This is a genomic window from Lysinibacillus sp. CTST325, from assembly GCF_054665055.1.
In genome coordinates this window covers 777,382-801,259 of record NZ_BAAFHO010000001.1, presented here as the reverse complement: position 1 = coordinate 801,259, position 23,878 = coordinate 777,382, and the positions used below count along the sequence as shown (strand labels likewise).

Here is a 23,878-nt window from a genome sequence, read left to right as displayed (position 1 = left end):
TATTTTAAGTAAATTATGCTCTAGAATCGAATTTTTTGCTCAGTATCTTTGAAAGCAACTATGCGTTGCGAATTAGCAAATAACAACTTCTAGAATAAAGTGTAATAATCCATTATTATTTGATCAAAATCCGATAAGTTGGAGGTGAAGTTCAATGAATTTAGAAAACCGTTTAAAGGATTTAAGAGAACAACATAAGTATACACAAGATGATGTCGCAAGTTTTTTAAATATTTCAAGACAATCCGTTTCAAAATGGGAGTTAGGAAAGGGCTATCCTGATATTGATAATTTAAGAAGGTTAAGTGATTTATATAAAATTTCTTTAGATCAGCTTATTACAGGTGAAGAAAAATATCATAAACTAGAAGCCTCAGTCCTAGCTTCAGCCCCTGATTCAAATAAATCCGATCACAAAACTGTTGGTGATTTTTTGTGGAGGTATTGGTGGCTCGTTTTCCCTATGTTTGGTATGATTTCTTCTTGGTTCTATTATCATTAATAATCGACAAAAAGCTACCTCTTTCTGAGGTAGCTTTGCCATTAAATAATAGGTTTGCGTTCTTTAATGACGCGAATTGTTTTTAATGTGGTATCTTCTGGTCCTTGTACTGGTAAACCAGCTTCAATATTCATTTGAATATAACGAATATTTTCTTGAGTAATTATTTCCCCGGGAATAAAAATCGGAATACCTGGGGGATATACCATAACGAATTCTGCGCAAATACAATTATCCGCTTCTGCAAGAGGAACAACTTCAGTATCTGCATAAAATGCATCACGTGGTGACATAGCAAGTGCAGGAATTTCTGGTACATTGACCATGGTTTCAGTAATAGCAGCTTCTGAATCGAATGCTTTTGACATACGACTAAGGGCATTGATAAGGAGATTAATTTCCTTTTTCGTATCACCTAATGTCACTAAACATAAAATATTGTATAGATCTGATAATTCTACTTCAATATTTGCATTGTGACGAAGCCATTCTTCAGCTTGATGACCAGAGATACCTAAATCTTTAACGCTTATTAGTAGCTTTAAAGGATCCATATCATAAGTTGCTGATGAATTTAATTTTTCTTTACCAGCACATTTTAAATGCGGAATTTGGTTAATGCGTTTACGTGCATCCTTTGCCAAGCGAAGTGCATCGTCAATTAAATCATAACCATGGATCGCTAGCTGACGTCGTGCTGTGTCAAGGGAAGCGAGTAATGGATAAGATGTCGATGTTGTTGTTAGCATCGACAGGATAGCTTGTACACGCTTTGCAGAAACAAGTCCTTCACGAACATTTAAAATAGACGTTTGAGTCATAGAACCACCAAGCTTATGTACGCTTGTTGCAGCCATATCAGCTCCAGCTTCCATTGCAGAGTATGGAAGATCATCATGAAATTTAATGTGTACGCCATGTGCTTCATCTACAACTACCGGAATATTGCGGCTATGGACGATTTCGACAATACGCTTTAAGTCTGCTGAGAAGCCGAAGTACGTTGGATTAATAACAAGAACTGCCTTTGTATCTGGATAAGCATTTAAAGCTTTTTCAACAGCTTCAGGCGATATTCCATGAGAAATACCATATTCACTATCTACTTCAGGATGAATAAAAATCGGGATTGCTCCAGCGAAAACAATCGCCGACATAATGGATTTATGAACATTCCGTGGTACTAGAATCTTATCACCTGGACCGACGACGGTCAGAATCATCGCCATGATGGCGCCACTAGTACCTTGAACGGAAAAGAATGTATGATCAGCACCAAAGGCTTTGGCAGCAAGTGCTTGCGCTTCTTTAATGGCGCCCTTTGGTGAATGTAAATCGTCTAGTGGAGCAATATTAATTAAATCAATTGATAAAACGTTGTCGCCGACGAATTCTCGGAACGCAGGGTCCATACCTTGCCCTTTCTTATGGCCTGGAATATGGAACTGAATTGGGTGTCTGTTCCGATGTTTAAGTAATACGTCGAACAATGGAGTCTCTAATTGTGACAACGCAGGTACCACCTCACTTTATAATATGTAAGAAAACAAATGAATTATAGCACCTAATTGCAAGAAAAAATAGACTTTACAGAAAAAAATAAAATAAAAAGGATATTTTGATAATTCCGAGAAAATAGTATCGTAGGAAAGGGGAGATATTATGAATTGGAATTCACGTGTGACGGAACTTTTAAATATTAAATACCCAATTATTCAAGGGGGATTAGCCTATTTAGCATATGCTGATTTAGCAGCTGCGGTATCAAATGCTGGGGGGCTAGGGCAAATAACAGCTATGAGTTTACGAGATCCTGATTTATTGCGCGCAGAGATTCATAAACTACGAACATTAACGGATAAACCGTTTGGCGTAAATTTTGCAATTGGTATGTATGGCACTGGTTATGAGGATATGGTGCGTGTTGCAGTGGAAGAAAAAGTACCAGTTGTTTCGATGACTGGAGGAAATCCTGCACCTATTTTTGATATTTTGAAAGGAACGGATATTAAAAAATTAGTACTTGTTGCTGCACGTAGACAAGCTCAAAAGGCGGAAGAGCTAGGCGCAGATGCTGTTATGGTTGTTGGGCAAGAAGGTGGAGGCCATCTTGGGCGTGATGATATAGGGACAATGGTACTTGTACCACAGGTTGTAGATAGTGTGAAAATACCTGTTATTGCTTCGGGTGGAATTGGTGATGGCCGTGGCTGGATGGCAGCTCATGCACTAGGAGCAGAGGGGATTGAAATGGGTACGCGTTTTATAGCGACAAAGGAATGTGTTGATGCTTCTGAGGCTTATAAAGAAGCCTTAATCGCAAGTACCGAGGCAGATACGACTGTTATAAAACGCTCTATAGGTGCACCAGCAAGAGCGTTGAGCAGTGAATTTACGGAAAAGATATTAGAAATTGAGCGTACTACACCTACGTATGAGGCATTAAAAGATTATATTAGCGGGAAAGCAAATAAACGTTTTATTTATGATGGTGAAAAAGATGAAGGGATTGGCTGGGCTGGACAAGTTACAGGTATGATTCATGATATTCCAACAGTCGAGGAGCTGATCACTCGAATGCTTGCAGAAGCAGAAAGTATTCGGGTAAAATGGGCTTAATGTATATGTTTTTCGTATCGGTCAGTAATATAAAGGTGGTTATGTCCAATGGAATACTCTTATCCGTTTTCGACGGATTGGTCAACTGAGGAAATTGTTGATGTTGTCCAATTTTTTGAAGGAATTGAACAAGCTTATGAAAAAGGCATTAAGCGTGAAGTAATGATGGCGAAATATCGTCGTTTTAAAGAAATTGTTCCTTCACAGGCCGAGGAAAAAACAATTTTTCGTGAGTTTGAAGAAGCAAGTGGCTATGTCAGTTACCCTGTTGTGAAACAAGTAAAAGAAGGAACTGATGGCACGATTATTAAAGTTGCCCCGAAGCAACGTAGATAAAAAATTGTGGACGTGAGTATTTCTCATGTCCACATTTTTTTATCTGATAGCTTTACACTGTCTCGGTGTTAAAAATAAGCGTATTTCATATACTACATAAACAAAAAAATTTCCTTATTTTTGTAAAATAGAGAAAAAATAAATAATTTCCTCAAACCCTCATCCACAAGAATAATCTTCAAACAAATTTTCATTTGCTAGGGATAATAACGAAAATTTTCCACAATATATAAATATCTATGAAAATTATTTTAGTTATTATGTCACAAAGCATGAAGCACAATCCGTCAAACTTTATTTTCCAACAATGATGTTATAAATAGGGAGTAAACGGCTAAAAGTTTCTTCCGTTAATTGATGAAGTTGGCTAGCTGACAGCTTGACAGCTTCATCTTTTGGAATATGACGACCTACTAAAAACTCTCCTTTTTTAACATCACGTAAACGGATAAGTAATTCATCTAGCTTGTCTTCCTTTGCATCTTGCAAGGGGATTGCTGCTGGAGACATATGATCCCCGGAGACAATGAAATCATCAGGAAGCTGCTGCAGCATTGCTCTGTTGGCAATTAAACGTTCTGCCATCACATTTTTTTGTGGAGCTTCATAAATAATAGCTAAGACGATGAATAAATGTGTGCTCCAAAGTCCAATCTGAAAGTGAGGTAATGATTTATAACCTCTTTTGTACGGGGCAAAAGCAACCCAGCTGTCGTTTGGGGGATTTACTGTTCTACGCGCATGCTTCGCAACATGAGGATAAAATTCTTCTCCAAGATGACTCGAAAAGAAGGAAGAAAAATCCTCTCCAAGCAATTGGAATTTTGGTCGTACACATACATTTAATGCATCCATTCTCTGTTCTAAGCCGTCTATTTGAAAAACATTGAAGTCTTTGTTAGTCCACTTTATTTTCGGCATTTTTATTAACTCCTTTCGATTTATAAGGTTTATTTTATAAGGAAAATGGGAAAAAATCTTATAACAAGCATTTTATCGAATGTGATAAGTTTTGTGAAAAAATAAAAAAGGAAGTGATTTTTATGAAACCAATCGTAAAAATTATACGTAAAATCGACATTGAAAAGCAATATGAACACATTTTGCAATTAGAATTAGATTATGAATTAGCCTCGCTATTCTCGGCAATGAATGAAAAAAATGAATTTGAAATTGAAAAAAGTAAAAAACGTTTGGGTGAAATTCAGCTGGAACTTGAAAGCTTGCACGCCTATGCGTAATAAAAATTATATACCGATTTGAAAAATCACTTGCTGAATATTCCGACAGCAGGTGATTTTTATTGCTATAAAGGGTAAAATAGACAGTATATCATAATGGAAAGTTATACTTTCAGGGGAAAATTATGTGCTGCTTATTAACAAAAAAAGTATTTTGAGTTGGCTTAAAGCATAGGGCCTTTTCTTATAATCGAAGGGTGGGTTTTTATGGATTTACAACAAATTGATCAATTTGCGAAAAGTATTATATATGAAGCGGGTAGCCGTATTCGAGAGGCCTTTTCGTACAATCTAGTTATCGAGACAAAATCGAGTGCAAACGACCTTGTCACAAATATTGACCGTGAAACAGAATTATTTTTTATCGAAAAAATACGAGGTTTCGATCCAACCCACAAAATTTTAGGGGAAGAGGGAATGGGAGAGAAAGTTGAGTCGTTAGATGGCGTTGTATGGATTATTGATCCAATCGATGGCACGATGAATTTTGTGAAACAACATCGTCATTTTATGATTTCTATCGGTATTTTTGTTAATGGGGTAGGCAAGCTTGGTTACATATTTGATGTAATGCGTGAAGATTTATTTTATGCTATTGCAGGTGAAGGGGCATGGTACAATGACTCACCATTACGTAAATTGCAGTCAGTCAAAATAGAAGAATCGGTCATTGGTATAAATGCTCACTGGGTAGCACCCAATCGACATATTCACCATGAAAAAGTAATTGACATGGTAAGGAAAGTACGTGGTACGAGGTCTTATGGTTCAGCCGCAATGGAAATCGCGTTTGTTGTCAGTGGTAAATTAGATGCTTATGTGTCTATGCGACTATCGCCGTGGGATATTGCTGGAGGTACGATTATCGCTAAGGAAGTTGGTGCTATTACCACTAATTTACATGGAGAGGGCTTTGATTTCTTGCATCAGGATACGTTTATCATTGCCAATCCTTCTATACACAAAGAGTTATTAGAAAAATATATTGTGCCTTATGAATAATAAAAGGAGCCATGTCTATTTTTTAGACAGGCTCCTTTTTGCTATTAAAGTAGTCCTTGCTCACGCAGTTTACGTTTCATTTTAAAGGCTGTCATGAAGATGACACAAGTAGCCACAATGCCTGCTATTATACCTAATACACTACTAACTGCCACTGAATATCCGATAGAACACATTGCTAAAACAGCCGCTAATGCGTATACGGCCATTACGAATTTTGCACGATTCATAGCCGAGCCTCCTATATTAAAAATTTGTAAATCAAATATATTTTTTAGAATGAGGAAAATTCTAATAAGGACATTTCTATCCTTCTTGTGCTATAATATCACAGTTAAACATTCGAAAAAAGAATATGGAGTGGAATAATGACAAACTTACGTCAAGATCTTCGCAATATCGCAATTATCGCACACGTTGACCATGGTAAAACTACTTTAGTCGACCAATTACTAAAACAATCAGGTACATTCCGTTCAAACGAACGTGTTGAAGAACGTGCAATGGACTCTAACGATATTGAACGCGAACGTGGTATTACGATTTTAGCTAAAAATACAGCAGTAAACTATGAAGGAACTCGTATCAACATCCTTGATACGCCTGGACACGCTGACTTCGGTGGTGAGGTAGAACGTATTTTAAAAATGGTAGATGGCGTTGTACTAGTTGTCGATGCGTATGAGGGTTGTATGCCACAAACACGTTTTGTGTTAAAAAAAGCATTAGAACAACGTTTAACACCAATCGTTGTTGTTAATAAAGTAGACAAAGATTCAGCTCGTCCACTAGAAGTAGTAGATGAAGTACTTGAATTATTCATTGAACTAGGTGCAGATGAAGATCAATTAGACTTCCCTGTTGTCTATGCTTCAGGTGTAAATGGTACAGCTTCTTTAGACGCTGATCCATCTAAGCAAGAAGCGAATATGGAATGTCTATTTAAGAAAATTATCGAAGCTATTCCAGCACCAATTGATAACTCAGAAGAGCCATTACAATTCCAAGTAGCTTTACTTGACTATAATGACTTCGTTGGACGTATCGGTATTGGTCGCGTATTCCGCGGAACAATTTCTGTAGGTCAACAAGTATCTCTTATGAAGTTAGACGGAACAGTGAAAAACTTCCGTGTAACGAAAATCTTTGGTTTCTTCGGCTTAAAACGTGAAGAAGTTGAGACAGCAAAAGCTGGTGACTTAATCGCCGTTTCAGGTATGGAAGACATCAATGTTGGTGAAACAGTTTGCCCTGTTGAGCACCCAGAAGCGCTAACGCCATTACGTATTGATGAGCCAACTTTACAAATGACTTTCTTAGTAAACAATTCTCCATTCGCAGGTCGTGAAGGGAAATGGGTTACTTCTCGTAAAGTAGAAGAGCGTTTACGTGCTCAATTACAAACGGACGTATCTTTACGTGTTGAAGATACTGATTCTCCAGATGCTTGGACAGTTTCAGGTCGTGGGGAGCTTCACTTATCTATCCTTATCGAAAACATGCGTCGTGAAGGCTTCGAATTACAAGTGTCAAAACCACAAGTAATCGTGCGTGAAATCGACGGCGTGAAATGTGAACCTTACGAACGCGTTCAAATCGATGTGCCTGAAGAAAATGTTGGTTCAATTATTGAATCAATTGGTACACGTAAAGGTGAAATGCTTGATATGGTGAACAACGGCAGTGGTCAAGTTCGTTTAACGTTCTTAGTACCAGCTCGTGGATTAATCGGTTATACAACTGAATTCATGTCGATGACAAAAGGTTTCGGTATTATCAATCATACGTTCGATTGCTATCAACCATTATTACCAGGAAAAATTGGTGGCCGTCACCAAGGTGTACTAGTTTCAATGGAAACTGGTAAATCAACAACTTATGGTATGATGCAAATTGAAGACCGTGGTACACTGTTCTTGGAGCCAGGTACAGATATTTACGAAGGTATGATCGTTGGAGAAAATACTCGTGACGCTGATATCACTGTAAACATCACAAAAATGAAACAAAAAACAAACATCCGTTCAGCAAACAAAGACCAAACGAATGTAATTAAAAAGCCACGTATTCTATCACTAGAAGAAGCGCTTGAATACTTAGGTGATGACGAGTACTTAGAAATCACACCAGAATCTATTCGCCTTCGTAAACAAATTCTAGATAAAAACGAACGTGAGAAAGCAGCGAAAAAATTACGTAACGCAGAACAATAATTTTCCGCTGACATGAAAGGAAGAGGAGTCTTGGATATAAAGTCCGCTTTATTGGGTGAACTAAATGTTATTCAAGTTGCTGCATCAACAAATGCAGAGGAAACAACAAAGGTTTATGAGAGAATGTCTGGTATAACAAGATTTTTATATGAAAATTTACCGAGCTATGACATTGCAGGCTTCGTTGTATTTCTTCTTGTATTTGTACTTTCTGCAATTGTCTATAAATTAGGCTTTGCAAAGAAGTTAAAGCTATCTCAAAATATTGTCATTTATGTGTTCCTATTCCTAGGATGTATTATGTTGACATTTTTCGCGTTATTCCTACCTATGATTGAGGGTCTCATCGTAGCGGCGTTAATTTTGATTGTATATAAAACACGTATGTGGCGTGAAAAGAGAGAAGAGCAACAAGCTGCCAATCAATGAGAGTAGCTTGGCTCCTATACCGTGAAACTTGTATTGAGTTTTTAAGTAATAAAACAGCCTTAGCATTAATTTGCTAAGGCTGTTTTATTTGGTATAGTAAAAAATTTTATCATTTTAAGCCATCTACATATAAACAATTGACTACGGAACCCATTTTCAATCGATTGTGTCTCTCAAACCTAAATTGATTGGCACCGAAATCTTCTAGTGTGAATAAGTTAATGTCGATAGGCTTATTTTCATCAATCAAGGAGGAAATGGAATGCGGTGGCTTAAAAAAGGTTTACTATTTAGTGTTATTGCTTTATTACTCCTTTCTTTGACGGCGTGCAATAAAACAGAGCTTGAAAAAGTCAAAGTTGGGGAAGTGACGCGCTCGATTTTCTATGCGCCGCAGTATGTAGCACTTGAAAAGGGGTACTTCAAGGATGAAGGGCTTTCCGTTGAGCTACAAACAATTGCGGGTGGCGATAAGACAATGACAGCGTTACTATCTGATGGAATTGATATCGCCTTAGTTGGATCGGAAACTTCTATATATGTAACGCTTCAAGGCGCTAATGACCCGATTCAAAATTTTGCGCAGTTAACTCAAACAGATGGCACATTTTTAGTGGCACGTAAAAAGATGGATAGTTTTTCATGGGATCAGTTAAAAGGTTCTACATTTTTAGGGCAACGTAAAGGTGGAATGCCGCAAATGGCTGGTGAGTTTGTCCTGAAAAAACATGGCATTGACCCTGCGAATGATTTAAAACTCATTCAAAACATTGATTTTGCTAATATTTCTACAGCCTTTGCTTCTGGAACAGGGGACTATGTACAGCTATTTGAACCACAGGCTAGTATCTTTGAGAAAGAAGGTAAGGGCTATATTGTCGCTTCTTTTGGTACTGAATCTGGGCAATTACCTTATACATCGTTTATGGCAAAAAGCAGCTATTTAAAAGACAATGCGAAGACAGTTCAAGGCTTTACAAATGCATTGAAACGAGCGCAGGATTTTGTACAAAAAGCGAGTCCAGCTGAAATAGCAAAAATTATTCAGCCATACTTTGAAAATGTAGATGTTGGATTAATTGAAACAGTGGTTGAGCGTTATAAATCACAGGGTTCCTATGCTACAGATCCTATTTTAGATAAGGGGGAATGGGATAACTTGCAAAAGATCATGGAGGAAGCAGGTGAACTTCCTCAACGGGTGGACTATGAAAAGCTTGTGAATACAACCTTTGCTAAAAAGGCAGCTGAGTAATATGGATATTTTAAAAGTAGAAAATATTCACCATAGCTATTTTTCAAAAACGCAGGCTAAGGAAGTTTTACGTAATATAAATTTAGATATTCGTGAAGGTGAGTTTGTTTCTTTTATAGGACCGAGCGGATGTGGGAAAACGACGTTATTATCAATTATTGCGGGCTTATTTTCGTCCACAGAAGGTAAGGTATACATTGAAGGTGAGGAAATTTCATCACAAAATCAGTCTCTCATTGGTTACATGCTTCAGCAAGATTATTTATTTCCTTGGAAAACTATCGAAGAAAATGTCACGATTGGTTTGAAAATCATGGAGCGAAGTACTAAAACACATAAAGTAACTGCAAATGCACTTTTGCGAGAAATTGGTTTACCGCACGTAGGGAATAACTATCCGAGAGAGTTATCAGGTGGCATGCGTCAACGAGTAGCACTGGCAAGAACTTTAGCAGTGGACCCTAAAATTTTATTGCTAGATGAACCGTTTTCGGCACTTGATTATCAGTCTAAATTAAAACTGGAGGATTTGGTTGTTGAAACGTTAAAGGCCTATCAAAAAACTGCAGTTCTTGTAACGCATGATATTGGTGAAGCCATTGCGATGAGTGAACGGGTATTTCTATTCTCGGCAAATCCGGGTACATTGCATAGAGTTTTTGAAATGCCTTCGGAGTTACAAGAGCTTTCACCTTTTGATGTTCGACAGCATCCAGCATATTCAGATATATTCCAAACTATTTGGAAGGAGCTGGAGAGTCTTGGATAATGCTTTATTTAAACAGTATCTGCAAATGTTAAAAAAAGAAAAGCGCTATGTTCGATTATATCAACTTATCATCTTACTCGTGTTTTTTTGTGGGTGGGAGCTTCTTTCAAGATTTGGATGGATTGACCGTTTAATTTTTAGTTCACCAACGCAGGTATGGCACACATTAGTAGAAAAAGTGAGCGATGGTACGTTAACACTGCATGTTGGTGTTACGTTAATGGAAACGATCATTGGCTTTATTGCTGGTACATTAATAGGTACTTTAATAGCAATCGTATTGTGGTGGTCACCGATGCTATCAAAGGTACTAGACCCATATTTAGTTATTTTAAACGCCATGCCGAAAGTTGCCTTAGGACCAATTTTAATAGTCGCTCTTGGTCCGGGGTATTTTTCAATTATAGCGATGGGTGCGTTGATTTCAATCATTATTACAACCATCGTAGTTTATACAGCTTTTAAAGGGGTAGATCCAAACTACAGCAAAGTATTACAAACTTTTGGGGCAACTAGATGGCAAATATTTAGGGAAGTTATTTTACCTGCTTCATTCCCAACGATTATTTCTACTTTGAAAGTAAATGTAGGACTTTCTTGGGTAGGGGTCATTGTAGGTGAATTTTTAGTTGCTTCAAAAGGGCTAGGTTATTTAATTATTTATGGTTTCCAGGTGTTTAATTTTAATCTTGTGCTTATGTCACTTCTCATCATTGCTTTTTTTGCGACGATTATGTATCAGGTTGTCGAGTTGATTGAGAAGGCGATTGTAAAAAATAATGGTTAGACGACGAAGGAGGTGTCTCAAAAATAATGAGACACCTCCTTCAATGTGCTGTTAAAATTCTTTATCCATTTGTGGTGAAGTACGATAAAAACGGAAATTTCCTGTTTCAATGCGTGCAACGGTATTTTCTTCAATACGATCATGACATGAACCACACATATACGTATGAATTGGTCGATTGCGTAATTTTTTTGCTAACGGTAAATTATCATCTAAATTGTTAATTGTATCGCAAATAACGCATTTTACGCGCATTGCATTCCCTCCTACTCAGCACGAATTGCTAATATATTTTTGATAGGGTTGTCTACATTTGAACCGTCTCTAAATAGCACATGAACAGGGCCATCTTCCATTAATGGCTTGCCATCTTGGCTATATTTTAAAATGAATGTATACGCTTCTTCAATTGTAAATGAATATTCTTTGCCATCTTCACATTCTATGACGATTGTTGTTGCTTCAGGTTTAATCTCAGCATTTTTCAAGAAGTGACTTAATTCGATCCCGAAAGTACCTGTTTCCATCCCTTTGCGGTCAAATTTTCGTTCTGATTTCAATGTTGGTGGGAAAGTAGCTCCTTCCATAATCTCACGCGACCAGTGAGCACCTACTTCACGCATATATTTAATATCCGAATCTTCTTCAACTTCTTTTGTATCGAAGTACGTTTTTAAATCTAATTTACGATCATCGAAAATCCAAACAGTGGGATCTAATGTTAGTTGGAATGTAACTGCGCCCTTGATAGGAATTATTGTTTCCATTATAGAAATCCTCCTCAAATCTTGTATATCCATGAAATAGTATAACGCTAATGACTAGAGATAATAAAGAAATATAATTCGATTTCTCTATTTTCCAATGTAGACACTTGCATTTTTAACGACTAAAAGATAAACTTTATTAAGATAGAATCGAAGAAATATCAGATAATGGGGGCGTCCTCATGGATACTAAATCACAAACTTCTTTTCAGGAGAAGGCTTTGGAGCTTTTAGTTGCTGATGCAGACAAAATTGCTCGCCTCATTCGAGTACAAATGGATCATTTAACAATGCCACAATGCCCTTTATATGAAGAAGTATTAGATACACAAATGTTCGGCCTTTCACGTGAAATTGACTTTGCTGTGAAGCTTGGACTCGTTGATCGCGAAAAAGGTAAAGAAATTCTCGATTCACTCGAGAAAGAGCTTTCTGTATTACATGACGCGTATACAGACAAATAAAAAGAAAAAACTCAAACGCAATTTGCGATTTGGGTTTTTTTTCTAGAATGAGGTTTTCCGATGAAACAATACTTAAAACGTTATGCACAAAATTTTGATTACTCATTATTTTTTACTGTCCTATTGTTAAGTTTATTTGGATTAGTAATGATTTATAGTTCAAGTATGATGGTAGCAATTGCACTAAAAGGAAAAGCGGCAGATTACTATTACCACAAGCAAGTAATCAACTTAATAGTAGCTTTTATCGGATTTTTAGCAGCAGCATTTTTCCCGTATAAGCATTATGCAAATAAAAAAGTTATGTTGCTACTTACGGCTGTGCTTGTCGTGCTTTTTGCTTGGGTAAAAATAGCTGGTAATGGTGATGAAGTAGGAATAGGATCTAAAAGTTGGATTCATGTTCCCGGTTTTGGGAACTTTCAGCCTTCTGAATATGCGAAGCTATTTATAATTTTATATTTTGCTGCTGCTTTTTATCGGAAAGGACAAAAATATACATTTGAAAAGCTACAACCAACAGAAATATTTTATCCAATATTCCTCTGGATTCTTGTTGTTGCTTGTGTAGCATTTGAAACCGATTTGGGAGCGAGTATTATTCTTTGTGGGATTGCTGTTTGTGTAGTAGCAGCGAGTGGCATTCCCTTTAAAACGTTTTGGAAGTTTTTCGGGGTATTGGGCGCGTTTGGGGGAGTAATCTTTGGTATACTATGGTTGTTTAAAGGGAATATGTTAACTGATAACCGTTTAGGCCGTATTAAATCATTCATAAACCCGTTTAATTATGAAGATGGTAGTGGTCACCAAGTTGTCAATAGTTATTATGCAATTGGCGGAGGCGGTTTAGAAGGAAGAGGTCTCGGTCAGTCGATTCAAAAATTGGGGTATTTACCTGAACCACAAACCGATTTTATTATGGCAATTATTATGGAGGAACTAGGAATTTGGGGAGTTCTTATCGTATTAGGTGGTTTAGGATTTATTGTATATAAAGGATTTTCGATTGCGTTACGCACGAAAGATCCACTAGCACGTATGATTACGGCTGGTATTGCGAGCTGGATTGGCTGGCAAACGTTTATTAATCTTGGGGGTGTAACTGGGTTAATCCCGTTAACCGGTGTAACGCTACCTTTTATTAGCTATGGCGGGACATCTATAATTATTCTATCTTTAGCAATGGGAATATTAATCAATGTTTCTATGTTTGAAAAGGTAGAAAGGAAAAAGACACAATCATAAAGGGGGATATCAATGGAGTCAATCAAAAAAATTCTCGTAGCCAATCGAGGAGAAATTGCAATTCGTATTTTTCGTGCATGTACGGAGTTGAATATCCAAACAGTAGCCATTTATTCGCGAGAGGATAGTGGTGCATTTCATCGCTTTAAAGCAGATGAAGCCTATTTAGTGGGAGCTGGCAAGAAACCAATTGATGCTTATTTAGATATTGAGGGCATTATTACGATTGCCAAAGATGCTAATGTTGATGCGATTCATCCGGGTTATGGTTTTTTATCGGAAAACGTAGAATTTGCACGTCGATGTGAAGAAGAGGGGATTGTCTTCATTGGACCGACTTCCCAGCATTTAGATATGTTTGGAGATAAGGTGAAGGCGCGTGAACAAGCAATTGCTGCAGGCATTCCTGTTATTCCTGGTACAGATGGTCCAGTAGATAATTTAGCAGAGGTAGAGGCTTTTGCTAGCGCATATGACTATCCAATTATGATTAAGGCAGCATTAGGCGGCGGTGGTCGTGGAATGCGTCTTGTTCATACAGAAGAGGAGCTAGCTTCCTCGTATGAACGTGCAAAATCAGAGGCGAAGGCAGCATTTGGCTCTGATGAGGTATATGTAGAAAAGGCTATTATTAAGCCAAAGCATATTGAAGTCCAAATTATTGGCGACCAACAAGGTAATATCATTCATTTATATGAACGTGATTGCTCGATTCAACGTCGTCATCAAAAGGTTGTTGAAATCGCACCATCTAATTCGATTTCTGAAGATTTAAGAGACCGAATTTGCGATGCGGCGGTTCAATTAATGAAAAATGTCTCATACATAAATGCGGGGACAGTTGAGTTTTTAGTTGCAGGCGAGGATTTTTATTTCATCGAAGTCAATCCTCGTATTCAAGTAGAGCATACGATTACTGAAATGATTACAGGTGTTGATATTGTGCACGCCCAAATTAAAGTAGCAGCGGGCTACGGACTGCATAGTGAGGAAATCCATATGCCACAACAGGCAGATGTTCCAATGATTGGCTATGCGATTCAAGCACGTGTCACAACGGAAGACCCGGCTAATGACTTTATGCCGGATACAGGGAAGCTTATGGTGTACCGTTCAAGCGGTGGCTTCGGCGTTCGATTAGATGCCGGAAATGGCTTCCAAGGGGCTGTAGTAACACCGTACTATGATTCATTGCTGGTGAAAATTTCAACGACAGGGATGACGTTTAAAGAAGCCGCAGCAAAAATGGATCGAAATTTAAAAGAGTTCCGTATTCGTGGGGTGAAAACGAATATCCCATTCTTAAATAATGTCGTGACGCACGAGAAATTTTTAACGGGTGCATTTGATACAAGCTTTATCGATACAACACCTGAGCTATTCATTTTCCCTGAGCGCAAGGACCGTGGGACAAAGCTCTTAAGCTATATTGGTAATGTAACGTTAAATGGCTTCCCAGGAGTAGAGCAGAAGGCGAAACCAATTTTTGTGCAGCCGAGTATCCCAAAAGTCGATAAACTAATCGTTCCTCCGGCGGGGACAAAGCAAATTTTAGATGCCCAAGGAGCAGACGGGCTTGTGAAATGGATTCTAGAGCAAGAGGACGTGCTATTAACGGATACAACTTTCCGAGATGCGCACCAATCACTTCTTGCGACACGTGTACGTTCACAGGATATGTTCCAAATTGCAGATGCAACAGCGCGTATGATGCATGATTTCTTCTCACTCGAAATGTGGGGAGGCGCGACGTTTGATGTGGCTTACCGTTTCTTAAAAGAAGACCCATGGGAGCGCCTTGCTAAGCTGCGCGAACAAGTACCGAATGTGCTATTCCAAATGTTATTACGTGGTGCGAATGCAGTTGGTTACACAAACTATCCAGACAATTTAATTCGTGAATTTATCGCTGAATCAGCGGCATCAGGCATTGATGTTTTCCGTATTTTCGATAGCTTGAACTGGATTAAAGGAATGGAAGTAGCCATTGATGCTGCACGTCAATCAGGTAAAATTGCTGAAGCTGCGATCTGTTACACAGGAGATATTTTTGATGAAACAAGAGCAAAATATTCAGTTCAATACTACAAGGAAATGGCAAAGGAGCTGGAGGCAGCGGGTGCTCATATTTTAGCGATAAAAGATATGGCTGGATTATTGAAACCAGAAGCAGCATATCGTTTAATTTCCGAGTTGAAGGAGACGACAAGTCTACCAATTCATCTGCATACGCATGATACAAGTGGCAATGGTATTTATTTATATGCCAAAGCGATCGAGGCGGGAGTGGACATCATTGATACGGCGCTCGGTTCGATGGCAGGCTTAACGTCCCAGCCAAGTGCCAATTCCTTGTACTATGCAATGAAGGGCAGTAAGCGTGAGGTTCGTGCCGATATTGATGCGCTTGAAAAGTTATCGTACTACTGGGAAGATGTGCGTAAGTATTATAAGGATTTTGAAAGCGGCATGATTAGCCCGCATTCTGAAATTTATGTCCACGAGATGCCAGGTGGCCAATACAGTAACTTGCAGCAACAGGCCAAAGCAGTGGGCCTTGGGGACAGATGGGAAGAAGTGAAGCATATGTATTCACGCGTAAACCTTCTATTTGGCGATATTGTCAAAGTAACCCCATCATCGAAAGTCGTCGGTGATATGGCGTTATTTATGGTACAAAATGATTTAGATGAAAATTCTGTACTGACAAGAGGGCAAACTATCGACTTCCCAGATTCTGTGATTGAGTTCTTCCAAGGTTATTTAGGACAACCTCATGGTGGTTTCCCAGAGGCACTGCAAAAGGTTGTGTTAAAGGATCGTGAAGCAATTACGGTACGTCCTGGCGAGCTATTGGAGCCTGTGAATTTTGAGCAACTAGAGGCGGTACTAGAGGAAAAATTAAATCGTGCCGTGACGAAACAGGATGTGCTAGCGTTTGCTTTGTATCCAAAAGTGTTTGAAGAGTATGCAAAAACAGTGAACTCCTTCGGTAATATTTCGGTATTAGATACGCCAACATTCCTATATGGATTAAAACTAGGCGAAGAAATCGAAGTCGAGATCGAAAAAGGGAAAACACTGATTATTAAACTTGTTTCCATTGGTGAACCACAGCATGATGGTACGCGTGTTATTTACTTTGAGCTAAACGGTCAATCCCGTGAACTAGTAATTCAAGATATGACTGTCGAAGTAGATGGTAGTTTGGCATTAAAAGCTGATCCAAGCAATCCAAATCAAATTGGCGCAACGATGCCAGGTACGGTCTTAAAGGTAGTCGTATCGAAAGGAAGCCATGTGAAACGTGGGGATCACTTATTAATTACTGAAGCAATGAAAATGGAAACGACCGTCCAAGCACCGAAAGATGGTATCGTGAAAGAAGTATACGCAAGTGCGGGCGACGCCATTTCAACAGGTGATTTGTTAATTGAAATTGAATAATTGATAAAAAAGAAGGTTATTAGATGGCTTTTATAGCATACTAATAACCTTTTTTATTTGCTATATTGGTTCATCAGCATAATGTAGGATTGCTTTCCTGGGGGAGGCGGGGCAACAAGTCTGTGCGAAAGCGAAGCGACAGCAACAAATGTTTTCTGTGCGAAAGCGAAGCGACAGCAACACGATTTTGCTCACGAAGGCGTTATCACAGGATGTGGTGGTTAAAAACTGAAATTGTTCCGATAAAATGGGATATCATTCCGATAAAAGTTAAAATTGTTCCGATAAAATAGGATTTTGTTCCGATAAATCTACAAAGTATTCATATGAATATGAATTCATCACAATATAGTGGAGTGATTTCCTGGGGGCGTCCGATGATCCGCTTGGGCCAACACGATATTGGTCACTCAGTCGTTGCCACAGGACGTGGCGTTCTTAGACTGAGTTCCTCTATTGCAGCGGATGTTTGAACACTCGCTGAAAGAAATTAAATTTATCTACTAACTTTTACGTTTTATCGACTAACTTTTGAATTTTATCTACTAACTTTCACGTTTTATCGACTAACTTTTGAATTTTATCTACTAACTTTCACGTTTTATCGCCCAACTTTTAATTTTTATCGACATCTACATTCCAGAGAGCAAAAAAAGGATTCACACACAAAACTGTGTATGAATCCTTTTACTTTATTTTGTCGCCCAGCCTCCGCTTCAACCAACTTATTCATATGACATACGTTTTAACAAATACCATTCCTAACTTTGATGATGTGCCTATCATTTTGCTATGTTTCAATAATAAATTTGTGAATTTTTTGAGGCAGAAGCGTTTGAAAATAAAAAGATTCGCCATCGAAAAATATGGCGAATCTCTTTCTACTATTATTTATTTTTTTCATTATAATTGCTACGTGCAACTAGCATTACCATATAGCAAAGTAGACCAAATAGAATTGAAATAAATAATGAATGAAGTAATGCGACTGTTAAATTCAATTTAGTTAGGACTACTAGCATACCAGCAATTACTTGTAAAATTACTATAGTAAATGCAATAATCCAGCCGTAGTAAATAACACGTTGATTTTTATATTCTTTTATAACGTGCCACGTTATGTATGCAATCCAAATGAAAAAGATAAGAACAGCTAGACGATGCCCCATTTGCACCCATTCATACATATTATTAAAAGCTGCGAAAGGTGTGTCGTTATAGCAAAATGGCCAGTCAGGACATATTAAGCTAGAATCTGTATGGCGAACAAGCGCCCCTGTATAAACGACTAAATAAGAATAAATTGTGACAGCAATCGTATGCCAACGTAATTTTTTTCCAATAAAAACGTTATCGGCATCAAATTTCCGATCGACTTCAAATACAATCATAGAAAGAAGAAGGACAGCAGCAAAGGAAATAAGAGAAATCCCAAAGTGGAGCGCTAATATGAAATCACCTTGTCCCCACAACACTTGAGCTGCTCCGATAAGAGCTTGTGCGATTAAGAAAAACATCGCTAAGAAACCTAATAATTTTACTTCGCGAATATGACCGAGTTTACGCCATGTCCAAACTGTTAACGCAAGAATTGAAATAGATACGACCCCAGTTACAAGACGATGTGAAAATTCAATTAAGACTGCTGGTGTAATTTCTTTTGGAATAAGAGAACCATTGCAATCAGGCCAGTTTCGACCACAGCCTAAGCCACTATCTGTTTTGGTAACAAGTGCCCCACCTAGTAAAATAAGGAGCATTCCAACTGTAGCGGCAACAGCAAACCATTTCATATACCTGTTGTGTTGCATAAAATGAGTCACCTACTTTATCTATGAACATTACATGAAAGTAATGTTTCTGCTACTAGATGATATCGAAAATACAATTAAAATACAACTTGTAAAGAGTAGGGAGTATTAGATGTCGATTCCATTTCACAAATTGTTCATAATTTCGTACTCTAACCTTCACAATTCATTTTAGAAAATGATTTACTATAGATATGTTGTTTTTAATATATTTCTAGACAAAGCTAATTTTTACAACTTCATCTAAATTTCACTTAATGTCTAGAAATCAATCGCAAATTTCGCTATAGTAATTGGTAGCGGAATATGCTTACAAAAATGAAAGGAGAAGGTATCATGTCAAACGGTCGTGCACTGACGGCTACTAGAAATAGTGGACCAGCATCAACATCTGTTGTAAAAGATTTCTTAGCACTAATAAAAATTGGAATCGTTAACTCGAATCTTGTCACAACGTTTACAGGGATGTGGCTGGCATTTCAATTTACTAGTAGACACTTCTTGCAAGAGCTCGATGTCATATTGTTCACCATGCTGGGTGCGGCATTAATTATAGGTGGCTCAGGCGCAATGAATAACTTTATTGATCAGGATATTGATCCAATCATGAAAAGAACGAAGGGTAGACCGACAGTAACGGGTAGATTTAAGCCGAATTTTGTATTGACTATTGCCCTCTCATTTTTAATTGTAGGTGAAATTTTGTTATTTGCGGCATCGTTTGCGGCCGGCATGTGGGGACTAGTAGGAGTATTTGCTTATGTCGTTCTGTACTCAATGTGGTCAAAGAGGAAGCATGTTAGTAACACGGTTGTAGGAAGTATTTCAGGGGCGATTCCACCAGTTATTGGGTTTGCAGCTATTGAACCTGCATTAGGTCCTGGAGCACTTGCCTTATTCCTTATCATGTTTGCATGGCAACCACCGCATTTTTATGCACTTGCTATGAAACGTACTGAGGAATATCGTGCAGCTAATATACCAATGCTACCTGTAGTAAAAGGATTTAAACGTACAAAGTACTCGATGTTATTCTGGATTCTTTTATTATTACCATTACCATTCCTTTTACCAGAGCTTGGAGTAGGCTTCTTAATTCTTGCCACTGCATTGAACTTGGGCTGGTTGATTCTAGCTTTTAAAGGCTTTACTACAAAAGATGATATGAAATGGGCAAATAAAATGTTTATCTATTCGTTGAATCATATGACCATACTATTTGTATCCATCATAATTTTTGCGTTGTTTAGCTAAATCTAGGAATTCTTTCTTTTCCTAAAGAATTCATATAGACAGAACTTATTTCCTAGGTACACATGAAAATACAACAAAGAAAGAGGGGTTTAATTAAGCATGATGAAAGGGCTTAAAAAATGGCGTCTTTTTTCACTACTAGCAGTGATGATGGTTTTCCTTTCTGGTTGTGGTGAAGATTATATTTCTGCACTGAAACCATCTGGTCAAGTAGGTAAAGAACAATTCAATCTATTAATGCTAGCTACTGGGATTATGACGTTAGTTGTAGTAGTAGTATCCGTTATCTATTTACTTGCATTCTTAAAATTCCGCCGTTCAAAAGTTGGCGAAAACGTTATTCCTAAGCAAGTAGAAGGAAGTCACACTCTTGAAATAATTTGGACAGTTATTCCAATTATTTTGTTATTAATCTTAGCTGTACCAGTTGTTACGGCTACTTACAAATTTGCAGATGTTGCTGCAATGGATGAAGTAGATGAAAACGGTGACAAAACAGCACTTACAGTAAATGTAACTGCTAAATTATATTGGTGGGAGTTTGAATACCCTAACCAAGGTATTGTAACTGCACAAGAATTAGTTGTACCAACAGGTCAAAAAGTTTACTTTAACTTAAAAGCTGCCGATGTTAAGCACTCATTCTGGATTCCTGCTGTAGGCGGTAAAATGGATACGAACGTAGATAACTTAAACAAGTTCTATCTAGAGTTCGATAAAGAATCAAAAGACCTTAAAGACGGCGTATTCTATGGTAAATGTGCTGAGTTATGTGGTCCTTCACATGCTCTAATGGACTTCAAAGTAAAAGCATTAAGCCCGGATGCATTCGACGCATGGGTAGCTTCAATGAAAGCAACAGATAAAAAAATAGCTGACAAAACTTCAGCTGATCTTGGGGAAGCAACATTTGCTAAGAGCTGTATGGGTTGTCATGCTGTATCTGGTACAAGCGGTCCAGGTGCAGGTCCTAACTTAACTGCATTTGGTGACCGTAACCGTGTTGCTGGTTTCTTAGAACATAATGAAGAAAACTTAAAAGCTTGGATTAAGGATCCTGGGAAGTTCAAGCCAGGTAACTTAATGATGAATCCAGAAGGTACTGCGCCAATTTATGGCGACTTAACTGACGAAGAAATTCAAGCTCTAGCAACTTATATCATGGGCTTATCTGTTGAGAAATAATTTCAAGTTTTATGTAACAAACTTTGAGGGAGGTAAAAGTTGTGAGCTCATACACACAGAAAAAGGGCTTTGGAGCAACTGTCTGGGACTACATTACAACTGTTGACCATAAAAAGTTAGCAGTAATGTATTTATTAGCCGGTACATTGTTCTTTGCTATCGCTGGTTTTGAAGCGTTATTAATGCGTATTCAATTAATGAAACCAAATAACGATTTCATCTCAGCTGGTTTTTTCAATGAATTATTAACAATGCACGGAACGACAATGTTATTCCTAGCTGCGACTCCATTACTATTCGCATTTATGAACATGCTTGTACCATTACAAATTGGTGCGCGTGACGTAGCATTCCCGTTCCTTAACTCTTTAGGGTTTTGGTTATTCTTCCTAGGTGCATTATTCCTTCACCTGTCATTCTTTATGGGTGGCGCACCTGATGCGGGCTGGACGTCTTATGCATCATTATCTTTATATTCTCCTGGACATGGTATTGACTTCTATGTTCTCGGTTTACAAATATCAGGGGCGGGTACATTAATATCAGGTCTTAACTTTATCGTTACGATTATTACAATGCGTGCTCCAGGTATGACATTCATGCGTATGCCATTATTCACTTGGACTGCGCTAGTATCAAGTGCATTAATTCTGTTCGCATTCCCTCCATTAACAATTGGTTTATTAATGATGTTATTTGACCGTATGTTCGGTGGTAACTTCTTTGACCATACTATGGGTGGTAACACAATTATTTGGGAACACTTATTCTGGATCTTCGGACACCCAGAGGTTTATATCTTAGTATTACCAGCGTTTGGTTTATTCTCTGAGATTATCCCAGCGTTCTCTCGTAAACGTTTATTTGGATACTCTTCAATGGTATTCGCAACAATTTTAATCGGTTTCTTAGGGTTCATGGTTTGGGCTCACCACATGTTTACAGTTGGTCTTGGGCCAACAGCTAACGCAATCTTTGCTGTTGCAACAATGGCAATTGCCGTTCCAACAGGTATGAAAGTATTTAACTGGATCTTAACTATTTGGGGCGGATCTATTAAAGTTACAACACCAATGCTTTATGCACTTGGTTTCATCCCGTCATTCGTTGCGGGTGGTGTTACAGGGGTAATGCAAGCATCTGCACCTCTTGACTACCAATTACACGATTCTTACTTTATCGTTGCTCACTTCCACTACGTAATCGTTGGTGGTATCGTAACAGCGTTATTTGGTTCAGCGCACTTCTACTGGCCAATTTTCTTCAACCGTATGTTAAACGAAACACTTGGTAAAATTACTTTCTGGGTATTCTTTATCGGATTCCATTTAACGTTCTTTGTTCAACACTTCTTAGGTTTAATGGGTATGCCACGTCGCGTATTCACTTACATGGAAGGTCAAGGTTGGGATCAGTTCAACTATATCTCTACAATCGGTGCATTAATGATGGGTGTAGGGGTTATCTTAATGGTAATCAACTGCTTAATGTCAATCAAAGGCAAACCAGCAGGTCGCGATCCATGGGGCGATGGACGTACATTAGAATGGTCAATTCCACAACCAATCCCATTCTATAACTTCCGTCAAACACCACTTGTTCGTGGTTTAGATCCTTGGTGGATTGAAAAACAAGAAGGTAATAAAGAAATTACATTTGCTGAGCCAATCGGTGATATTCATATGCCAAATAACTCAGCTATCCCATTTGTTATTTCTGTAGGTATGTTTATCGCGGCATTCGGTGCTCTTTATAATCCAGATGCAGATAAACCGTGGTCAATTTACGTTTTAATTGCAGGTCTTGCAATTACATTTGGTGCTATGATTTTCCGTTCTGTTAAGGACGATCACGGCTTCCACTTACACAAAGAAGAAATTCTTGAAATTGAAGAACAACTTTACGGCAAAGGAGGAAATAAATAATGGATTTCAATACTAAATTTACTCCTCATACTTGGCCAGATCATCCTGAACAAGCGACGATGGAAGGGAAAAATAAAGTTGTTGGTTTCTGGATTTTCCTTGCCTGTGAAGTTGTACTTTTCGCAAGTTTATTCGCTACTTACCTAGCACTTAAGAACAAAGGGCCTGCTGGCATGGAGTTCACTACACAAGGTTTATTTGAATTACCTTTAGCTTTCGCAATGACGATGTTATTATTAACATCTTCACTAACGTCTGTTTATGCAATTTACCATATGCGTAACTTTAACTTTAAAGCTATGCAAACTTGGTTTGGTATTACAGTACTTTTAGGTCTTGGATTCTTATGTTTAGAAATTTATGAATTCAATCATTATGTAGGTCTTGGTTTTACATTTAACCAATCTGCATTCTCAACTGCGTTTTATTCATTAGTTGGTACACATGGTTTCCACGTAACATTAGGTCTTGTGTGGATTACTACGTTAATGCTTCGTAATGCTAAGCGTGGTCTTAACTTATACAATGCACCTAAATTCTTCGTGGCTGCATTATACTGGCACTTTATCGACGTAGTTTGGGTATTCATCTTTACAGTAGTTTACTTGATGGGAGTGATCGGATAAT

The 23,878-nt window shown here is 38.0% G+C and carries 23 protein-coding genes; 17 read left to right on the top strand and 6 right to left on the bottom strand.

Going from position 1 to position 23,878, the window contains the following annotated elements; translation table 11 throughout:
* The first annotated feature begins 154 nt into the window (after positions 1–154).
* A complete protein-coding gene (locus ACYQ73_RS04005; RefSeq protein ID WP_460011248.1) occupies positions 155–502 on the top strand; it encodes a helix-turn-helix transcriptional regulator in 348 nt (115 codons plus the stop codon).
* Between the two features lie 41 nt (positions 503–543).
* On the opposite strand, the gene ACYQ73_RS04000 is transcribed toward ACYQ73_RS04005, so the two are convergent.
* Complete coding sequence (locus ACYQ73_RS04000; RefSeq protein WP_460011247.1) at positions 544–2,013, bottom strand: aminotransferase class I/II-fold pyridoxal phosphate-dependent enzyme; 1,470 nt, start codon at positions 2,011–2,013, stop codon at positions 544–546.
* Positions 2,014–2,164: 151 nt separating this feature from the next.
* Between ACYQ73_RS04000 and ACYQ73_RS03995 the strand changes: the two genes are divergently transcribed.
* Complete coding sequence (locus ACYQ73_RS03995) at positions 2,165–3,121, top strand: NAD(P)H-dependent flavin oxidoreductase (protein WP_460011246.1); 957 nt, start codon at positions 2,165–2,167, stop codon at positions 3,119–3,121.
* A 48-nt stretch (positions 3,122–3,169) separates the two neighbouring features.
* Positions 3,170–3,457: a UPF0223 family protein gene (locus tag ACYQ73_RS03990; RefSeq protein WP_460011245.1), complete on the top strand. Its 288-nt coding sequence runs from the start codon at positions 3,170–3,172 to the stop codon at positions 3,455–3,457.
* 294 nt (positions 3,458–3,751) lie between these two features.
* Here the strand turns inward: ACYQ73_RS03990 and ACYQ73_RS03985 are convergent, their stop codons facing one another.
* Complete coding sequence (locus tag ACYQ73_RS03985; protein ID WP_460011244.1) at positions 3,752–4,378, bottom strand: YktB family protein; 627 nt, start codon at positions 4,376–4,378, stop codon at positions 3,752–3,754.
* Positions 4,379–4,500: 122 nt separating this feature from the next.
* Between ACYQ73_RS03985 and ACYQ73_RS03980 the strand changes: the two genes are divergently transcribed.
* Complete coding sequence (locus tag ACYQ73_RS03980) at positions 4,501–4,698, top strand: hypothetical protein (RefSeq protein WP_460011243.1); 198 nt, start codon at positions 4,501–4,503, stop codon at positions 4,696–4,698.
* Positions 4,699–4,905: 207 nt separating this feature from the next.
* Positions 4,906–5,700, top strand: coding sequence for an inositol monophosphatase family protein (locus tag ACYQ73_RS03975; protein WP_460011242.1), 795 nt, complete (start codon positions 4,906–4,908; stop codon positions 5,698–5,700).
* Positions 5,701–5,744: 44 nt separating this feature from the next.
* Here the strand turns inward: ACYQ73_RS03975 and ACYQ73_RS03970 are convergent, their stop codons facing one another.
* Positions 5,745–5,930, bottom strand: coding sequence for a DUF5325 family protein (locus tag ACYQ73_RS03970; RefSeq protein ID WP_460011241.1), 186 nt, complete (start codon positions 5,928–5,930; stop codon positions 5,745–5,747).
* A gap of 138 nt (positions 5,931–6,068) precedes the next feature.
* On the opposite strand from ACYQ73_RS03970, the gene typA reads away from it, so the two are divergent.
* From typA to ACYQ73_RS03945, 5 genes are all read left to right on the top strand, one after another.
* Positions 6,069–7,913 carry a translational GTPase TypA gene (gene typA, locus ACYQ73_RS03965; protein ID WP_460011240.1) on the top strand — a complete coding sequence of 615 codons (1,845 nt, stop codon included), beginning with the start codon at positions 6,069–6,071 and terminating at the stop codon, positions 7,911–7,913.
* A gap of 30 nt (positions 7,914–7,943) precedes the next feature.
* Positions 7,944–8,342: a YlaH-like family protein gene (locus tag ACYQ73_RS03960; RefSeq protein WP_460011239.1), complete on the top strand. Its 399-nt coding sequence runs from the start codon at positions 7,944–7,946 to the stop codon at positions 8,340–8,342.
* A 262-nt stretch (positions 8,343–8,604) separates the two neighbouring features.
* Positions 8,605–9,597 (top strand): ABC transporter substrate-binding protein, encoded by a 993-nt coding sequence (locus tag ACYQ73_RS03955; RefSeq protein ID WP_460011238.1) that lies wholly within the window; start codon positions 8,605–8,607, stop codon positions 9,595–9,597.
* 1 nt (position 9,598) lies between these two features.
* Positions 9,599–10,366 carry an ABC transporter ATP-binding protein gene (locus tag ACYQ73_RS03950; protein ID WP_460011237.1) on the top strand — a complete coding sequence of 256 codons (768 nt, stop codon included), beginning with the start codon at positions 9,599–9,601 and terminating at the stop codon, positions 10,364–10,366.
* Positions 10,359–11,153, top strand: coding sequence for an ABC transporter permease (locus ACYQ73_RS03945; protein WP_400934100.1), 795 nt, complete (start codon positions 10,359–10,361; stop codon positions 11,151–11,153). The genes ACYQ73_RS03950 and ACYQ73_RS03945 overlap by 8 nt, the downstream gene beginning before the upstream one ends.
* A 51-nt stretch (positions 11,154–11,204) precedes the next feature.
* On the opposite strand, the gene ACYQ73_RS03940 is transcribed toward ACYQ73_RS03945, so the two are convergent.
* Both ACYQ73_RS03940 and ACYQ73_RS03935 read right to left on the bottom strand, forming a co-directional pair.
* Positions 11,205–11,408: a YlaI family protein gene (locus ACYQ73_RS03940; protein ID WP_460011236.1), complete on the bottom strand. Its 204-nt coding sequence runs from the start codon at positions 11,406–11,408 to the stop codon at positions 11,205–11,207.
* Positions 11,409–11,419: 11 nt separating this feature from the next.
* Positions 11,420–11,920 (bottom strand): peptidyl-prolyl cis-trans isomerase, encoded by a 501-nt coding sequence (locus ACYQ73_RS03935; RefSeq protein ID WP_460011235.1) that lies wholly within the window; start codon positions 11,918–11,920, stop codon positions 11,420–11,422.
* Between the two features lie 182 nt (positions 11,921–12,102).
* On the opposite strand from ACYQ73_RS03935, the gene ACYQ73_RS03930 reads away from it, so the two are divergent.
* From ACYQ73_RS03930 to pyc, 3 genes are read left to right on the top strand one after another with little or no spacing between them, the layout of a single operon-like run.
* On the top strand, positions 12,103–12,384 hold the full coding sequence (locus tag ACYQ73_RS03930; protein ID WP_049668302.1) for an Fpa/YlaN family protein: 282 nt from the start codon (positions 12,103–12,105) through the stop codon (positions 12,382–12,384).
* A 60-nt stretch (positions 12,385–12,444) separates the two neighbouring features.
* Entirely contained in the window at positions 12,445–13,629 is a 1,185-nt protein-coding gene (locus ACYQ73_RS03925) for an FtsW/RodA/SpoVE family cell cycle protein (protein WP_460011234.1), read from the top strand.
* A 12-nt stretch (positions 13,630–13,641) separates the two neighbouring features.
* Positions 13,642–17,076, top strand: a complete 3,435-nt coding sequence (gene pyc / locus ACYQ73_RS03920; protein ID WP_460011233.1) for a pyruvate carboxylase — start codon at positions 13,642–13,644, stop codon at positions 17,074–17,076.
* Positions 17,077–17,963: 887 nt separating this feature from the next.
* Here the strand turns inward: pyc and ACYQ73_RS03915 are convergent.
* Positions 17,964–18,887 (bottom strand): COX15/CtaA family protein, encoded by a 924-nt coding sequence (locus tag ACYQ73_RS03915; protein WP_460011232.1) that lies wholly within the window; start codon positions 18,885–18,887, stop codon positions 17,964–17,966.
* Positions 18,888–19,223: 336 nt separating this feature from the next.
* Between ACYQ73_RS03915 and cyoE the strand changes: the two genes are divergently transcribed.
* The 4 genes from cyoE (at position 19,224) to ACYQ73_RS03895 (ending at position 23,877) form a co-directional block, all read left to right on the top strand.
* Positions 19,224–20,141: a heme o synthase gene (gene cyoE / locus ACYQ73_RS03910; RefSeq protein ID WP_460011231.1), complete on the top strand. Its 918-nt coding sequence runs from the start codon at positions 19,224–19,226 to the stop codon at positions 20,139–20,141.
* 99 nt (positions 20,142–20,240) lie between these two features.
* Entirely contained in the window at positions 20,241–21,326 is a 1,086-nt protein-coding gene (coxB, locus tag ACYQ73_RS03905) for a cytochrome c oxidase subunit II (RefSeq protein WP_460011230.1), read from the top strand.
* Positions 21,327–21,367: 41 nt separating this feature from the next.
* Positions 21,368–23,251 (top strand): cytochrome c oxidase subunit I, encoded by a 1,884-nt coding sequence (gene ctaD, locus ACYQ73_RS03900; protein WP_460011229.1) that lies wholly within the window; start codon positions 21,368–21,370, stop codon positions 23,249–23,251.
* Positions 23,251–23,877, top strand: coding sequence for a cytochrome (ubi)quinol oxidase subunit III (locus tag ACYQ73_RS03895; RefSeq protein ID WP_460011228.1), 627 nt, complete (start codon positions 23,251–23,253; stop codon positions 23,875–23,877). The genes ctaD and ACYQ73_RS03895 overlap by 1 nt, the downstream gene beginning before the upstream one ends.
* The last annotated feature ends 1 nt before the right edge of the window (position 23,878 follow it).

Excerpts from the sequence above, each read along its gene's own strand:
- ACYQ73_RS04005 (WP_460011248.1), top strand. The coding sequence starts at position 155 with ATGAATTTAGAAAACCGTTTAAAGGATTTAAGAGAACAACATAAGTAT.
- ACYQ73_RS03995 (WP_460011246.1), top strand. The coding sequence starts at position 2,165 with ATGAATTGGAATTCACGTGTGACGGAACTTTTAAATATTAAATACCCA.
- ACYQ73_RS03990 (WP_460011245.1), top strand. The coding sequence starts at position 3,170 with ATGGAATACTCTTATCCGTTTTCGACGGATTGGTCAACTGAGGAAATT.
- ACYQ73_RS03985 (WP_460011244.1), bottom strand. The coding sequence starts at position 4,378 with ATGCCGAAAATAAAGTGGACTAACAAAGACTTCAATGTTTTTCAAATA.
- ACYQ73_RS03980 (WP_460011243.1), top strand. The coding sequence starts at position 4,501 with ATGAAACCAATCGTAAAAATTATACGTAAAATCGACATTGAAAAGCAA.
- ACYQ73_RS03975 (WP_460011242.1), top strand. The coding sequence starts at position 4,906 with ATGGATTTACAACAAATTGATCAATTTGCGAAAAGTATTATATATGAA.
- ACYQ73_RS03970 (WP_460011241.1), bottom strand. The coding sequence starts at position 5,930 with ATGAATCGTGCAAAATTCGTAATGGCCGTATACGCATTAGCGGCTGTT.
- typA (WP_460011240.1), top strand. The coding sequence starts at position 6,069 with ATGACAAACTTACGTCAAGATCTTCGCAATATCGCAATTATCGCACAC.
- ACYQ73_RS03955 (WP_460011238.1), top strand. The coding sequence starts at position 8,605 with ATGCGGTGGCTTAAAAAAGGTTTACTATTTAGTGTTATTGCTTTATTA.
- ACYQ73_RS03950 (WP_460011237.1), top strand. The coding sequence starts at position 9,599 with ATGGATATTTTAAAAGTAGAAAATATTCACCATAGCTATTTTTCAAAA.
- ACYQ73_RS03940 (WP_460011236.1), bottom strand. The coding sequence starts at position 11,408 with ATGCGCGTAAAATGCGTTATTTGCGATACAATTAACAATTTAGATGAT.
- ACYQ73_RS03935 (WP_460011235.1), bottom strand. The coding sequence starts at position 11,920 with ATGGAAACAATAATTCCTATCAAGGGCGCAGTTACATTCCAACTAACA.
- ACYQ73_RS03930 (WP_049668302.1), top strand. The coding sequence starts at position 12,103 with ATGGATACTAAATCACAAACTTCTTTTCAGGAGAAGGCTTTGGAGCTT.
- ACYQ73_RS03925 (WP_460011234.1), top strand. The coding sequence starts at position 12,445 with ATGAAACAATACTTAAAACGTTATGCACAAAATTTTGATTACTCATTA.
- pyc (WP_460011233.1), top strand. The coding sequence starts at position 13,642 with ATGGAGTCAATCAAAAAAATTCTCGTAGCCAATCGAGGAGAAATTGCA.
- ACYQ73_RS03915 (WP_460011232.1), bottom strand. The coding sequence starts at position 18,887 with ATGCAACACAACAGGTATATGAAATGGTTTGCTGTTGCCGCTACAGTT.
- cyoE (WP_460011231.1), top strand. The coding sequence starts at position 19,224 with ATGTCAAACGGTCGTGCACTGACGGCTACTAGAAATAGTGGACCAGCA.
- coxB (WP_460011230.1), top strand. The coding sequence starts at position 20,241 with ATGATGAAAGGGCTTAAAAAATGGCGTCTTTTTTCACTACTAGCAGTG.
- ACYQ73_RS03895 (WP_460011228.1), top strand. The coding sequence starts at position 23,251 with ATGGATTTCAATACTAAATTTACTCCTCATACTTGGCCAGATCATCCT.